This window comes from Chitinophaga sp. 9-1-y (assembly GCF_059511905.2).
On record NZ_CM197955.1, the window covers coordinates 3,544,020 to 3,561,628 of the forward strand.

The window sequence follows — 17,609 nt, forward strand, 5'->3', positions numbered from 1 at the left end:
GTACTATATTTTCCTTTATCCCAAGATAATCCCCTAATATGAAGCTCCCTTTACTCAGGACTTTAGCGATGCTGCTCCTATTGACTGGCATAGCACACTATACCAGCGCTCAAATAGGGCCGGGTGACCTGGTATTTACCGGTTACGATACCTTTGATGATAATAGCAATGGCGTCACACAGAACGACAAGTTCTCCTTTGTGATGCTCAAGGATTGCCCTATTGACGCCTATATCAGTTTTACAGACCTGGGATGGACAGGCAGCCATTTTCAGTCGCTCACCTGCGCCGTAGGTAATGGCTCACAAACAGATGGCGTTCTCGAATGGAGAAACACTACTGGTTCAATTATACGTGCCGGTCAACAGATCGTGATTTCCTGTAAGTACAGCCCCAGCGCTTCATTAGGCTCCATTACTAATAAAACCGCCAATGCGAATGCCGCCAATACTTATATCAGTCTGGGTGAAGCAGGTGATCAGCTCTTCGCCTTCACCGGGCAACTCAGCAACCTCAGTAACCCCACCGTTATTGCGGGTATTAATATCAACCGGACTTCCTGGGATGCCACTTTAAATGATTGTGACTTTACCTCCTCTTCCTCCATGCAGCCCAGCGGTGGAACATTTCCCAACATGCCTGGTATTAACGCCCGGTATAACTGCGGCGCCCTGGCAGGAACCCCTGCCAGACTATATAGCCTGCTAACAGATCCCACAAAGTGGATAATTGATAGTACCCTCGCCTTCCCGGTAAAAGATAGTTTTGAACTTACTAAAACCACTCCCTGCAACCTAACCATCGTAAATCCTACTGCGGGCATTCTATATGTTAGCAAAAGATATGCAGCCGGAGATGGTCACAGCTGGCTCTCTCCCCTGGCTGAATTAAGGGATGCCCTGGCCGCTGCTGCAGATCCTGCCAATGGCATTACACAAATCTGGGTAGCAGCAGGTGCCTACAAACCAACAGCCAGCTTAGACCCTACCGCCACTTTCACACTCTCCTCTAATGTTGCTATCTACGGCGGCTTTGCTGGTATAGCTAGTGAAACCACTACTACCGGCCGGAATATTCGTGCCAACCCGGTTATACTTAGCGGTGATCTTGGTGGAGACGACGCAGCCAGTCCATTGTTAAACGCAACTGGCATTGTTGGGACCAACAGTGCGCATGTACTCACTGCGAACGCCATAAGTGGTGCTATACTGGACGGAATAATTGTTACCGGAGGAAACGCAATTAATAGCAAAGGTGGTGGGGCAATGTTTACCAACAGCACTGTGAAAATTATTAATTCACAATTCAGTGGTAACTATGCTACACAAGGAGGAGGAGGCCTCAGTACTGCTGGTCTTCCCATTGTACAAATTGTCAATAGTACTTTCCAGGGAAACCAATCAGCCCTCAATTCTGGCGGTATCTATGGAACGGCTGCGAGCTTAAGATTAACCAATACCACCGTTACCGGCAATACAGGCGGTACCTCCTCACCTGCCAGTGGCGTATACATTAGCGGTGCCGGCGGTAGCTTCTCTAATACTAACTGCATATACACCGGGAACCTTCCTACCTCAATACCTGATTACAATACGAGCCTCTCTGCCGGCCCTATTAAATACACTATCATAGGGAACGTCTTCTATACGAATGGTATCACCACTCAATCAATACCCCCAGTAGAATTTATAAATGCTGCAGCAGGTGACCTACGACTTACCAAAAATAATCTCGCCATCAATCATGGAGATCCGGCCACTAACGGTGCTATTGTTGGTACAACCGACCTGGCAGGGCAACCACGTGTTAGCAATAGTGTGATTGACCTGGGCGCCTACGAGTACCAGGCGGCTGTGCAAACCATTACATTAGCTGCAACAAAAGCAGTGAATTATGGCGATGCTGATGTGGATCCGGGTGGCACTACCAACGGAGATACCAGTATCGTATATTCATCTTCTAATATAGCCGTGGCAGATACCGTAGCCGGTAAAATCCATATTAAAAAAGCGGGTACAACTATCATTACGGCCAACGCGCCGGCTACCAATGCTTATCTGCCAGCCACCGCGCAAACACAGACATTGACGATAAATCCCGCTGCGCTGTCAATAAAAGCCCATAGCCTTACCCGTCCTTATCATACACCTAATACAGATACCAGCTTTACCTTCACCGGCTTTGCCTATAGTGAAGATTCCGCACTGGTTTTCCCGGGTGGCGTAAAAGCCACATTTGGTGGAGATATCAACAGCCCTGCTGGTAAATATTCCATCACACCGGATTTGACGGGCATTTCCGCTCCTAACTATAGTATCACTACTGATACCGGTACACTCCTCATTACCAAAGGACCACAAACCATCACCTTTGCTCCCATTACTACCAAGACGTACGGAAATGCGCCTTTCACCCTTACAGCCAGCAGTAATGAAGGCCTGCCGGTGGCATTCAGTGTAGTGAGCGGAAACGCGACGGTGAGTGGCAATACCGTGACTATTACGGGCACCGACAGCGTAACCATTGCAGCTAATCAACCTGGCGATGGCAACGTACTACCAGCCGCACAGGTGACCCAGACTTTCTATATCGCCAAAGACACTCTAACTGTAACGGCTAAACCGAAAACAAGGCTATACAAGCAGCCGAATCCAACACTGGATTATACCGTCACCGGCTTTGCATACAGTGAAGATATCAGTGTAGTAAGCGGAGCCGCAGACATCAGTACCACCGCAGATGTCAATAGCAGTGTAGGTAAATATCTCATCACGGTTACCCAGGGCGGCTTAACAGCGACTAACTACGTCTTCAATTTTGTAAACGATTCGCTTACCGTAAACGCCGCTGGTCAAACCATCACGTTTGATCCTATCTCCAATAAAACATATGGTGATGCTGCCTTTACACTGAACGCTACCAGCGATGCCAACCTGCCGGTAAGCTACAATGTAGTGAGCGGCAACGCCAGCATCAGTGGCAATACTGTTACTATTACCGGAACCGGCAACGTAACTATTGAAGCCGATCAGGCAGGCAATAGTAATTACACGCCAGCTCCACCGCAAACGCAATCCTTTACCATTAACGTTGATACACTCACGGTAACGGCTAATGCGAAAACTAAAACTTACAAGCAAGCGATTCCAACACTGGATTACACGGTTACTGGTTTCGCTTACAATGAAGATAACAGCGTGATTACCGGCACTGCTGACATCAGCACTACCGCCGATGCCAACAGTAACGTGGGTAAATATCTCATTGAGGTAACGAAAGGTGGACTAACGGCTACCAACTATGCCTTCCTTTTTGTTAATGACAGCCTGGAAGTAACTCCAGCTACACAAACTATTAACTTCACTCCTATCTCCGGTATCACCTACGGTGATGCGCCTTTCAACATTAGCGCCACCACTGATGCCAATCTACCGGTAACCTTTGCCATCATCAGCGGGAACGCCACACTGAGTGGTAATACAGTAACCATTACCGGTACAGATAGTGTAACCATTGCGGCATACCAGACCGGTAACAGCAACTACGCGGCAGCTCCGGAAGTTCGACAAACATTTAATATTGCAAAAGCGCCGCTGTCTGTCATTGCTAATCCTCAAACGAAAGCTTATTTACAACCTAATCCAACATTGCGTTATTACTTCAATGGATTTGTATATGGAGAAAAAGATTACGAGGTTATTACAGGAACTGCCGATATCAGCACTACTGCAAGAGACAGCAGCGATGTAGGTAAGTACTTGATTGACGTAACAAAGGGTAACCTGGCGGCTACTAACTATGAGTTCCATTTCGTAGATGACTCACTCGAAATATATCAGGCACAGCCCACCATCACCTTTGCACCTATCACCAATAAAACATATGGAGATGCACCGTTCAAGCTGGTTGCCACCAGCGACGTGAACCTGCCGATTACTTTCAGTAATATCATGGGGCAGGTTGATGTTAGTGGCGATACGGTTACTATACAGGGCACAGGCACCGTTATTGTTGCCGCTAACCAAACCGGTAACCATAACTACCGCGATGCCGGACAAATAACACAAACTTTTACCATCGATAAAGCCACCCTCACGGTAACGGCTAATCCGAAAACAAAAGTTTACCTGCAGCCTAATCCAAACCTGGATTATAGCTTTACAGGTTTTGTATACAATGAAACCAACAGCGTAGTACACGGCAACGCTACCATCACCACTACTGCCGATGCTAGCAGCGTTGTAGGTAAATATCTCATCGATGTAACACAGGGCGGATTGACTGCCAACAACTATAACTTCAATTTTGCTAACGACAGCCTGGAAGTAACTCCAGCTGGCCAAACCATCACCTTTACCCCTATCTCCGGTAAAACTTATGGTGATGCACCATTTACCATCAGCGCCACCAGCGATATTGGTTTACCGGTTACCTTCAGTGTAGTGAGCGGACCAGCCAGCGTAAGTGGCAACACCGTCACCATTACCGGTAGCGGTCCTGTAACCATTGCCGCTAACCAGGCAGGTAACAGCAACTACGCGGCTGCACAAGCCACCCAATCCTTCAGCATCGCCAAAGCGATACTCACGGTAACGGCTAATCCGAAAACGAGAGCATACAAACAACCGAATCCGATATTCGACTATACCACCACCGGGTATGTGTACAACGAAACCGGCAGCGTAGTTTCCGGTACTGCGGATATCAGTACTACCGCGGATGCTAACAGTAATGTTGGTAAATACCTCATTGATGTAACGCAAGGCGGATTAGCTGCTATTAACTACGATTTCCAATTTGTAAACGACTCGCTGGAAGTAACGCCTGCTACGCAGAGCATCACCTTTACAGCTATCACCAATAAAACATATGGTGATCCGGCCTTTACGGTGAGCGCCAGCAGCAATGCCAGCTTACCTATCACTTATAGCGTGGTAAGCGGACCAGCTACCATCAGTGGTAGCACGGTGACTATTACCGGTACAGGCAACGTCACCATTGGCGCTGATCAGGCAGGTGACAGCAATTACCAGGCAGCCATACAACAAACACAATCGTTTACCGTAAATGCAGCTACACTCACGGTAACCGCCAATCCGAAAACGAAAGTGTACAAACAACCTAATCCGACATTGGATTATGCCATTACCGGCTTTGTCAATAATGAAACCAGCAGTATAGTTAATGGTAACGCTACCGTTACCACTACCGCGGATGACAACAGTAATGTAGGCAAGTACCTGATCCAGGTAACACAAGGTGGATTATCTGCGCCTAACTATACCTTCAGTTTCGTTAATGACAGCCTGGAAGTAACTCCTGCTGCACAAACCATCGACTTTAGCGCTATCTCCGGTAAAACTTATGGTGATGCACCATTTACCATTAATGCTACCAGTGATGTTAGTTTACCAGTTACTTTCAGCGTAGTCAGCGGACCAGCTACTATCAGTGGTAATACCGTAACCATCACCGGCAACGGCGCTGTAACAATTGCCGCAGACCAGGCAGGCAACAACAATTATGCCCCTGCGCATACCACGCAATCATTCAGCATCGCTAAAGCAATACTAACCGTAACGGCTAATCGTAAAACGAAGATATACTTACAGCCCAACCCAACATTGGATTATACCACCACTGGTTATGTGTACAACGAACCAGCGACTGTGGTTACTGGTTTGGCTACTATCAATACCGTTGCAGATGCCAACAGCTCGGTAGGCAAGTATCTCATTACAGTTACCTTAGGTGGATTAAGCGCTACGAACTACGATTTCAATTTTGTAAATGACTCCCTGGAGGTAACACCAGCTAACCAAAGTATCACCTTTGCACCGATTGCGGGTAAAATATATGGCGATGCACCGTTTACGGTAAGTGCCAGCAGCAATGCAGGCTTACCGGTTACTTACAGTGTACTCAGCGGACCAGCTACTATCACCGGTAATAGTGTGACCATTACTGGTGCAGGCAATGTAACCATTGCTGCAGATCAGGCAGGAGATGCTAACCACAGCGCAGCTGCACAACAAACACAATCCTTTACGATTGCACCAGCCACACTCACAGTGCGGGCAATTGACCAGTCTAAAAATTACAAACAACCGAATCCAACACTGGATTATAACATCAGTGGTTTCAAAAACGGTGATGCCAAAACTGTTGTAACAGGTAACGCCGCCGTTAGCACCGCTGCCGATATCAACAGCCCGGTAGGTACTTATCCGATCAATGTAAGTCTGGGTGGACTAACATCTCCTAACTATACCTTCAGCTTTGAGAATGGTATCCTGTATGTAAATTCAGCCCTGCAAACCATCACCTTTGCTCCTGTCACAAATAAGACTTACGGGGATGCACCATTTACAGTTACTGCAAGCAGTGATGCAGGTTTACCGGTTACTTTCGCTGTACTCAGCGGATCAGCCCTTGTAAATGGTAATACCGTTACTATTACCGGCGCAGGAAACGTGACCCTTACGGCTAGCCAGCCTGGTGATGGTAACTATGCACCTGCAACGCAGCAATACCAATCTTTCAATGTTGCTAAAGCATTACTCACTGTAAAGGCCAATAGCAAAACCAAAATGTACCAGCAGGCGAATCCAACCCTGGATTACACCTTTGTAGGTTTGGTAAACAACGATAATGCCAGCGCTATAACAGGTATCGCTCAAACTGCTACTACTGCGGATCTCAACAGTCTGCCAGGTAACTACCCGATCACTATTACCAAGGGTACGCTGGCATCTGACAACTACGATTTCGGCTTCGCAAATAGTTCGCTGACCGTAACGGCGGCCGGACAAAGCATTTCCTTTACACCAATTCCGGCTAAAACATACGGAGATGCTGCATTCACGCTGAACGCCACCAGTAGCGCCGGATTACCGGTGACTTATAGTGTACTCAGCGGGCCGGCTACGATTAACAATAATACGGTTACCATTACCGGAACTGGTAATGTGACCGTCGCTGCTGATCAGGCTGGAAATGGCAACTACCAGGGCGCTACCAGACAAACACAATCCTTCACCGTAGCACCTGCTACACTGACAGTAAAAGCTGATGACAAGCAGAAAATAACGGGTACGGCTAATCCATCTTTTACTTATGCCATCACTGGTTTTGTAAATGGAGATAACAACAATGTGGTAACGGGTACACCAACCATCAGTACCACTGCGGATAACAGCAGTGTACCGGGTACCTATCCTATTACAGTAGCTGCTGGTTCATTAAACGCAGCCAACTATCAATTCACTACAGTAAATGGTACTTTGACGGTTGGACAAACCACACAAACCATCACCTTCCCGGCTATCACCAATAAAACATATGGTGCAGCAGCGTTTACACTCAATGCTACCAGCAGTTCTAACTTACCAGTAACTTATAGTGTAGTGAGTGGTCCGGCGACTATCAACGGCAACACCGTTACTATCACCGGTGCTGGCAGCGTGACCATCGCAGCTAACCAGGCAGGTAATGCTACTTATTTACCTGCTACACAGGTAACGCAAGGCTTCACTGTAAGCAAAGCAACCCTGACCGTGACTGCAGTAAATGCTTCTAAAGTATACCAACAACCTAATCCGGCATTCACTTATAACATCACCGGATTTGTGAACGGGGAAGACAACAGCGTGATAACTGGTACGGCTACACTCAGCACTACCGCTAATACCAACAGTACGCCAGGTACTTATCCAATCACCGTAGCTATTGGTTCCTTGAGTGCTACCAACTACGTGTTCAATACCGTGAATGGTACCTTAACTATTGGACAGGCTAATCAGACAGCGCAAACCATCACCTTCCCGGCTATCGCCAATAAAACATATGGTGCAGCAGCGTTTACACTCAACGCTACCAGCAGCGCTGGCTTACCGGTGACTTACAGCGTGGTGAGTGGACCGGCCACTATCAACGGCAACACCCTTACTATCACCGGTGCTGGCAGCGTGACCATTGCGGCTAACCAGGCAGGTAATGCTACTTATTTACCAGCTACACAGGTAACGCAAGGCTTCACCGTAAGCAAAGCAACCCTAACCGTGACGGCAGTAAATGCTTCTAAAGTATACCAACAACCTAATCCGGCATTCACTTATAACATCACCGGATTTGTGAACGGGGAAGACAACAGCGTGATAACTGGTACGGCTACACTCAGCACTACCGCTAATACCAACAGTACGCCAGGTACTTATCCCATCACCGTAGCTATTGGTTCCTTGAGTGCTACCAACTACGTGTTCAATACCGTGAATGGTACCTTAACTATTGGACAGGCTAATCAGACAGCGCAGACCATCACCTTCCCGGCTATTGCCAATAAAACATATGGTGCAGCAGCGTTTGCGCTCAACGCGAGCAGCAGCAGCGGCTTACCGGTGACGTACAGTGTAATTAGCGGACCAGCCACGATTAATGGCAACACCGTTACCATTACGGGTGCAGGCAATGTGACCATCGCGGCTAACCAGGCAGGTAATGCTACTTACTTACCAGCTACACAGGTAACGCAAGGCTTCACCGTAAGCAAAGCAACCCTGACCGTAACTGCGGTAAATGCTTCTAAAGTATACCAACAACCGAATCCGGCACTTACTTATAACATTACCGGGTTTGTGAACGGGGAAGACAACAGCGTGGTAACTGGTACGGCTACACTTAGCACCACGGCTAATACCAACAGTACACCAGGTACTTATCCAATCACCGTAGCAATAGGCTCGTTAAGCGCTAACAACTACGTGTTCAATACCGTGAATGGTACCTTAACTATTGGACAGGCTAATCAGACAGCGCAAACCATCACCTTCCCGGCTATCGCCAATAAAACATATGGTGCAGCCGCGTTTACACTCAACGCTACCAGCAGCGCTGGCTTACCGGTAACTTACAGCGTAATTAGCGGGCCCGCCACTATCAATGGCAACACCGTTACCATCACCGGTGCAGGCAATGTGACCATCGCGGCTAACCAGGCAGGTAATGCTACTTACTTACCAGCTACACAGGTAACACAAACCTTCACCGTAAACAAAGCAACGCTGACCGTGACGGCTGTCAATGTTTCCAAAGTATACCAACAACCGAATCCGGCACTTACTTATAACATTACCGGGTTTGTAAATAACGAAGACAACAGCGTGATAACTGGTACGGCTACACTTAGCACCACGGCTAATACCAACAGTACACCAGGTACTTATCCAATCACCGTAGCGATAGGCTCGTTAAGCGCTAACAACTACGTGTTCAATACCGTGAATGGTACCTTAACTATTGGACAGGCTAATCAGACAGCGCAAACCATCACCTTCCCGGCTATCGCCAATAAAACATATGGTGCAGCAGCGTTTACACTCAACGCTACCAGCAGTTCTAACTTACCGGTAACTTACAGCGTAATTAGCGGGCCCGCCACTATCAATGGCAACACCGTTACCATTACCGGTGCAGGCAATGTGACCATTGCGGCTAACCAGGCAGGTAATGCTACTTATTTACCAGCTACGCAGGTAACACAAACCTTCACCGTAAACAAAGCAACGCTGACCGTAACTGCGGTAAATGCTTCTAAAGTATACCAACAACCGAATCCGGCACTTACTTATAACATTACCGGGTTTGTAAATAACGAAGACAACAGCGTGGTAACTGGTACGGCTACACTCAGCACTACCGCTACTACCAACAGTACACCAGGTACTTATCCAATCACCGTAGCTATTGGTTCATTGAGTGCTACCAACTACGTGTTCAATACCGTGAATGGTACCTTAACTATTGGACAGGCTAATCAGACAGCGCAAACCATCACCTTCCCGGCTATCGCCAATAAAACATATGGTGCAGCCGCGTTTACACTCAACGCTACCAGCAGCGCTGGCTTACCGGTGACTTACAGCGTAGTGAGTGGTCCGGCGACTGTCAACGGCAACACCGTTACCATTACCGGTGCAGGCAGTGTGACCATTGCGGCTAACCAGGCAGGTAATGCTACTTACTTACCAGCTACGCAGGTAACACAAACCTTCACCGTAAACAAAGCAACGCTGACCGTAACTGCGGTAAATGCTTCTAAAGTATACCAACAACCGAATCCGGCACTTACTTATAACATTACCGGGTTTGTAAATAACGAAGACAACAGCGTGATAACTGGTACGGCTACACTCAGCACTACCGCTACTACCAACAGCACACCAGGTACTTATCCAATCACCGTAGCAATAGGCTCGTTAAGCGCTACCAACTACGTGTTCACCACTGTGAATGGTACCTTAACTATTGGACAGGCTAATCAGACAGCGCAGACCATCACCTTCCCTGCTATTACCAATAAAACATATGGTGCAGCAGCGTTTACACTCAATGCTACCAGCAGTTCTAACTTACCGGTAACTTATAGTGTAGTGAGTGGTCCGGCGACTGTCAACGGCAACACCGTTACCATTACCGGTGCAGGCAGTGTGACCATCGCGGCTAACCAGGCAGGTAATGCTACTTACTTACCAGCTACACAGGTAACGCAAGGCTTCACCGTAAGCAAAGCAACCCTGACTGTAACTGCGGTAAATGCTTCTAAAGTATACCAACAACCGAATCCGGCACTTACTTATAACATTACCGGGTTTGTAAATAACGAAGACAACAGCGTAGTAACTGGCACGGCTACACTTAGCACCACGGCTACTACCAACAGCACACCAGGTACTTATCCAATCACCGTAGCAATAGGCTCGTTAAGCGCTACCAACTACGTGTTCACCACTGTGAATGGTACCTTAACTATTGGTCAGGCTAATCAGACAGCGCAAACCATCACCTTCCCGGCTATTGCCAATAAAACATATGGTGCAGCAGCGTTTACACTCAACGCTACCAGCAGCGCTGGCTTACCGGTGACTTACAGCGTGGTGAGTGGTCCGGCCACTATCAATGGCAACACCGTTACCATCACCGGTGCAGGTAGCGTGACCATCGCGGCTAACCAGGCAGGTAACAACGCTTACCTACCAGCTACGCAGGTTACACGAAGTTTCTCCGTAAGTAAAGCAACGCTGACCGTGACGGCCAACAACGATACCCGTACTTATACCGGTACCGCCTATACGGATGGTAATGGCGTTAGCTACAGCGGATTTGTTGGCAATGATGACGCAGGTAAATTAAGTGGTACCCTTAGCTACAGTGGTAATTCACAGGGAGCTATCGATGCCGGCACATATGATATTCAGCCGTCAGGACTTAGCAGCAACAACTATAACATCACTTATGCCAAAGGTCAGCTTACGATTACCCGTGCTACGCAACAAATCACTTTCACCGTCATTGGCAATAAGCATGAAGGAGAGGCTGACTTTACACTGATCGCAACCAGCAGTTCCGGATTACCGGTTACTTTCAGCAGTGATGATGCCGCTATCATCAGTGTGAATGGCAACACTGCACATGTAGGCAAAGCCGGTACTGTACATATCAGCGCAGCGCAGGCAGGCAACCATAACTACGAAGCAGCTACCACAGCTGTACAAACCGTACAGGTAGATGCCGCGGCTACACCAGTTATTACAGCAGGTGGCAACACCTCCTTCTGCGAGGGTAATAACGTGGTATTACAATCCAGCACAGCACCAGGTTATGAATGGTATCGCAACGATGTGCAAATACCAAATGCCACCAGCAGTTCCTTCACCGCAGGTGAAAGTGGTGTTTATACGGTGAAAGCCATTTACAGCAACAGTTTTGGTATACTCTCCGCACCGGTAACTGTTACCGCGCATCCATTGCCTGTTGGTAACATACAAACGAGCGGCAATACCACTATCAGTAAGGGAGAAACCATTACATTGACTGCTTCCGGTGGCAGCAGCTACGAATGGACGCCTGCCACAGGATTGAACGATCCGGGTATTGCGGCACCGGTAGCCCGTCCGGCGATGACCACTACCTACCAGGTAACCATCTCCAATCTCTTTAAATGTAGTGTCACCAAAGAAGTGACCATCACGGTAAAAGAAGACTACAAGCTGGAAGCAACCAATATCCTTACACCTAACGGCGACGGTAAAAACGACCTGTGGGTGGTGAAGAATATTGATATGTATCCACAAAACGAAGTAAAAGTTTATGACCGCGCCGGACGAATGGTATTCCAGAAACGCGGCTATACCAATAACTGGAATGGTACGGTTAACGGCCAACCACTGGCAGAAGGTACCTATTACTACGTTATCACATTGGGTGATAGTAATCGCCTGTTCAAAGGATTCATCACTATCATCCATTCAAACTAAGTAATGATCATGAAGAAATACATCCAATACATCCTGTTGCTGAGTGCATTTGCACTCAGCAACTTCGCTGCCAACGCACAAACGGCAGGCAATCCTGAAATGCTGGTAGAACCCCTGGCTGCCCAATATTTTCAAAATCAATACCTCGCTAACCCTGCCATGGCAGGGTTAGATACAGGACTGCACCTAAATCTTGCCTATCGCCATCAAATGGCTGGTATCAACGGTGCACCGGAAACAAAAGCCCTGACAGCCGACTACCGCCTATTTAAACGGGTGGGTATCGGTATGAATATATTCAACGACAAAGCCGGCCTCCTCAACAATACTAAAGTGGCTTTCAGCTATGCCTATCACCTGCCCTTGACGCTTGATGGCGGCAGTACGCTGCACTTCGGACTGTCAGGCGCTTTCATTGCCAGACGGTTGGATACAAAACAGGTAAATGGAGATATCAGTGATCCGGATATTAATGCATTCAACCGGCGGGACAATTACTTTGAAGCTGATTTCGGTATGGCTTATACCTTCAAAGGGCTTACCGTACAGGCTTCTCTCCCTAACCTGGTGAGCCTGGTGAAAAATAGTTCCACTGACCTGGGTATCGATCGCTCTGTTTTCTTCGCGGCTACCAGCTACAAATTCAACATCAACACAGCACTCAACGCTATTGAACCCAAAGTATGTTTCCGCGACATCAAAGGTTATGATAACATCATCGATGCCGGTGCGAACTTCTGTTTCCTCGATAATCAACTGAATGCCTTTGGTATGTACCATTCCACCAAAAGCTTTAGCGCCGGTGTAGGCGCCAACTACCGGTCTGTTGCCGGATTTCAATTGATTTATAATTCCCAGACCGCAGGACTCAGTAATTATACGAGTGGCACTTTTGAAATAAACCTCACCGTTAATCTTTTCAGATAATAACAGGCATTAACAAATTGTAAAATATCACTTTCATGGATAGGTAACGGCAACGCCTATATAACCCGGTGTGCCCTGTAAATTCCTCATCCCGCGCATCCTATTTTAATTATAAGTACCTTCGCAGCAGAGTCATCATTTATTTTAAAGACATAATAATTTACGCTCATAAGTAAGCCTGATAAGCTTATAAATATATTTTACATATATAAGTGAGCTAGTAAAAAATACGCCCATCACTCCATGCGCCAGACAAATATGAAAGGACTTATCCTTAAAGTATTAAAAATAGTTTCCATATCGCTTGCTGCTATTATCCTGTTATTATTTTTATTGCCGATACTTTTTCCCACCACCATCTCCAATAAAATAAAAACCTGGACTAACAGCAGCATCACCGGAGACCTGAACTTTTCCAAAGCAAGGCTCTCCTTCTTTAATCACTTCCCCTCACTGACCTTAACGCTATACGATTTTAGCCTGAAAGGCGCCGCCCCCTTCCAGGCAGATACGCTGATATCCGCCAACGAAGTAGCACTGGGTATTAATCTGTCCAGCGTTTTTTCCAGCTCTATTAATATCGATGAAATCTACCTGACCAAAGGAAATATCCATGTACTCGTAGATACCGCCGGACATCCCAACTACAACGTTTATAAATCATCAGATACCACCTCCTCCAATAAATCCGACAGCGGCAGCGCCTCCATGCAGATTGCACGCATACAACTGGAACATTGCAATATTATTTATAATGACCAGTCGCTCCCTATGTACCTCCAGGCCAAAGAAGTCAACTACCTCGGGAAAGGAGATCTCAGCAAAGCCGTGTTTGACCTGTATTCCAAGGTCAGCATCGGTTCATTTGATATTAATTACGCTAATACCCAATATATTTTATCGAAGAAACTGAATGGAGAACTGATCACTAAAATAAATACCAACTCCCTCGACTTCGTCTTTGAAAAGAATGATTTAAAGATAAATGAGCTACCTGTGCGTTTCAAAGGGGAATTCGGCTTCCTGAAAAACGGGTATAAAATGGATTTCCGCCTCAGCTCCATGGAATCTGAGCTGCACGCCATTTTCGGCGCCCTGCCACCGGAATACGCCAAATGGGCGGAACATATGAATATCACCGGTACTGCCGATGTAAATGCTACACTGATCGGGGAATACCTCGCAGAAAACAATACCATGCCGGATCTTACTTTCAATATGAAGGTCAGAAACGGTACCATCACCCATGATAAAGCACCTGCACCGGTAAAAAACCTGTTCCTGAACTTCCAGTCAACCCTGGCACACCTGAATACGGACAGCCTCTATGTAAATGTAGATTCCATTTTCTTTAATCTTGACAAAGACTATTTCAGCGCAGTAGTGCGCCTGAAAGGCTTGTCTACACCGGATATTTATGCTAAAATGAATACCGATATAGACCTGGAAAAATGGAACCAAACCGTAGGTTTAAAAACCGTTAACCTGAAAGGACGGCTGCAGGCGCATTTACTGGCCAATGGCCGGTATGCCAGAACAGTGGTGTATAAAGGTTTACAACACCGCCCCGATACGGTGATCAGCAGCATCCCGGTATTTGATTTCGCTGCCACCCTCCGCAATGGCTACTTTAAATTTGCCTCGCTGCCGGAAGCCGTGAAAGATATCAGCTTTAACGCAAAAGCCTCCTGCCCCGACGGCCAGTATACACATACTTATTTCAGCATCAACGATCTCAATGCCACCATGCTGAGTAACTATATCCGGGGCTACTTCCAGCTGTCCAATGCACAACAGCCACTCATAGATGCCAAACTGGAATCCGTGCTGCATATGAGCGACCTGAAAAAAGTATACCCGATCGATAGTCTCGATATGACCGGCGACCTCGCCCTGAACGTGGTGACCAAAGGTACCTACCTCCCTGCTAAACGCCTGTTCCCCGTTACTACCGGTCAGCTGACCATGAATAACGGCGCCGTACAAACGAAATATTATCCGCATCCCCTGGAGAAAATTAATATAGACGCCAGCGTTACCAATACCACCGGTACAATGCAGTCGCTGAAAGTAGACCTGAAGCCGGTTTCCTTCGAATTTGAGGGACAACCTTTTGTGCTCAAAGCCGACCTGAATAACTTCGATAACCTCCGGTATAATGTCACCTCCAATGGCGTGATAGACCTGGGCCGCATTTACCAGGTATTTGCTGTCAAAGGATATGACCTGAAAGGATTCATCAAAACGAACCTGTCGCTGCAAGGTACCCAGGGCGATGCCATGGCCGGCCGGTACAACAAACTCAGTAACAGCGGGACCATGGTTATCAAAAATATTGCCCTCACTGCAGCCCAGCTCCCATTACCCTTTGTCATCAACAACGGTGTTTTCCGCTTTGACCAGGATAAAATGTGGTTTGACCAGTTTAACGCTACCTATGGTAAATCCTTGATTAACCTGAACGGATACCTGAGTAACGTGATTGGCTATGCCACCAGTAAAGACCAACCATTGCGTGGTTCTTTTGACCTGAAGAGCGGGTATATACTGGTAGATGAAATGATGGTAAATGGTGCACCCAATAACAGTCCTGCAGCCCCGGCATCTTCCGGCGTAGTGATGATTCCGTCTAATTTATCACTCACCCTTAATGCTGCCGCAGATAAAATCCGGTTCAAAGGCATCGATGTCACTAATTTCCACGGACAACTGGTGGTAGACAGCAGCCGGCTGAAGATGAACCAAACCGGGTTTACCATTATCGGCGCACCGGTAGAAATGGATGCCACCTATGTAAGTTTGCAACCAAAGCGGGCTACCTTCGATTATCATATCACCGCAAAGGAATTCGATATCAAACGCGCTTACAACGAAATAAAAATCTTCCACGACATCGCTTCCGCCGCGTCCTATGCCAATGGCGTAGTAGGACTGGATTATCACCTGAGTGGAAAACTGGATGAGAACATGAACCCCGTATATCCGTCGCTAAAAGGTGGTGGGGTGTTGTCTGTTAAAAAAATAAAGCTGAAGGGTTTTAAATTACTCAATGCCGTAAGCAGTAGCACCGGGAAGGGAGATCTGAAGGATCCGGATCTGTCAGAGGTAAATATCAAAACAGAGATTAACAATAACATCATTACCGTCAGCAGAACAAAAATGCGCATTGCCGGTTTCCGGCCGCGCTTTGAAGGACAGGTAAGCCTGGATGGTAAACTAAACCTGAAAGGACGTGTGGGACTGCCACCGTTTGGTATTTTTGGTATCCCCTTCAACGTTACCGGTACCCAAAGCAATCCACAGGTAAAACTGCGCCGCGGCAGTGATAACAAGCTGGAAGAAACAGAAGATCCGGATGAAGAAGATAAAAAATAGGCGCATCATTTTATGACGCCCAGTTGCTTCATCATGGTCAGTTCATCGGTTACCCGCCAGTGTTCGGCGATTTTTCCGTCCACAATTTCTTCAATGTTAATTTGATTCACGCGTACTGATTTGCCGGTGGGCGGCATTCCGAACAAGGTGTCTGTTTGTGTACCGGTCATGATTACTCTTGCTACTACCCTGTTGGGGGTAACCACCATATCCTGTATCGCATAATGCAAATCCGGAAAACCTTTCCGGATTGCATTTACAATAGGTTTCAAGCCCACAGCACCTTTGGGCGGATTAGGCGTAGAAGGCGTGTGATTGATATATTCCGGGCTTAGCAGGCTGTCTAACACCTCTACCTTTCCCTGGTTCCACACTTCGTTGAAATAGCGTTCTACCAACTGCCTGTTATGCGTTTCCGCCTGTTGACCGGCGCTTGCTACTGCAGGAGTAGCGTTGCCGCAGGCAGTACCTAACAGCAGCATCACACTTACCAGCGCTACGGCCGAACTGTTGAACGCCGGTCGTTTCCAGATGATGTTATCCACCGCATATTTACCGCTTCCGTTTACTACCACGGCAATAGCCAGTCCGATGAACAGCAGGTGATATTCATAGCCCTCTCCTTTCTGGGTACCGAACCAGTTCATAAAGAAGCCATTTTCCGCATGGGCAATGAAAATAATGCCCAGGAACAGCCCTATAATAGCTACCGACCATAACCGGGAAGCAAAGCCTATGATGAGGGCTATAGCGCCGAAAAACTCAATGAATATCACCAGGAAAGCGATGATCCAGGGTAGGTGTAGGGTTTCTGTAAAGAAACCCATTTCACCGGCGAAACCAGGTCCACCAAACCAGCCCAGCATTTTTTGCGCGCCATGGGGAAACAGTATCAATCCTAAGGTGAGCCGGGTGATGAGGCCTGTCCAGTCGTTGTTTGTTGCAAAGATGTTCTTTTTCATTTGTCTGCCTTTATTTGATGGTACAAAGTAA

General features: G+C 47.3%; 4 protein-coding genes. 3 read left to right on the forward strand and 1 reads right to left on the reverse strand.

Annotated elements, in window-relative coordinates; translation table 11 throughout:
* Positions 1-38: 38 nt before the first annotated feature.
* The 3 genes from AC5ZC7_RS14105 to AC5ZC7_RS14115 all read left to right on the forward strand — a co-directional run bounded on the left by AC5ZC7_RS14105 (position 39) and on the right by AC5ZC7_RS14115 (position 16,616).
* Complete coding sequence (locus AC5ZC7_RS14105; RefSeq protein ID WP_511911553.1) at positions 39-12,314, forward strand: MBG domain-containing protein; 12,276 nt, start codon at positions 39-41, stop codon at positions 12,312-12,314.
* A 9-nt stretch (positions 12,315-12,323) separates the two neighbouring features.
* Positions 12,324-13,241 carry a PorP/SprF family type IX secretion system membrane protein gene (locus AC5ZC7_RS14110; protein WP_496162471.1) on the forward strand — a complete coding sequence of 306 codons (918 nt, stop codon included), beginning with the start codon at positions 12,324-12,326 and terminating at the stop codon, positions 13,239-13,241.
* A gap of 243 nt (positions 13,242-13,484) precedes the next feature.
* The gene (locus AC5ZC7_RS14115) at positions 13,485-16,616 is read left to right on the forward strand and encodes an AsmA family protein (protein ID WP_496162470.1); all 3,132 of its coding nucleotides are present in this window, start codon (positions 13,485-13,487) and stop codon (positions 16,614-16,616) included.
* A 5-nt stretch (positions 16,617-16,621) separates the two neighbouring features.
* Here AC5ZC7_RS14115 and AC5ZC7_RS14120 read toward each other — a convergent pair whose 3' ends face one another.
* Positions 16,622-17,578, reverse strand: coding sequence for an ester cyclase (locus AC5ZC7_RS14120; RefSeq protein WP_496162469.1), 957 nt, complete (start codon positions 17,576-17,578; stop codon positions 16,622-16,624).
* Between the last annotated feature and the right edge of the window lie 31 nt (positions 17,579-17,609).

Excerpts from the sequence above, each read along its gene's own strand:
- AC5ZC7_RS14110 (WP_496162471.1), top strand. The coding sequence starts at position 12,324 with ATGAAGAAATACATCCAATACATCCTGTTGCTGAGTGCATTTGCACTC.
- AC5ZC7_RS14105 (WP_511911553.1), top strand. The coding sequence starts at position 39 with ATGAAGCTCCCTTTACTCAGGACTTTAGCGATGCTGCTCCTATTGACT.
- AC5ZC7_RS14120 (WP_496162469.1), bottom strand. The coding sequence starts at position 17,578 with ATGAAAAAGAACATCTTTGCAACAAACAACGACTGGACAGGCCTCATC.
- AC5ZC7_RS14115 (WP_496162470.1), top strand. The coding sequence starts at position 13,485 with ATGCGCCAGACAAATATGAAAGGACTTATCCTTAAAGTATTAAAAATA.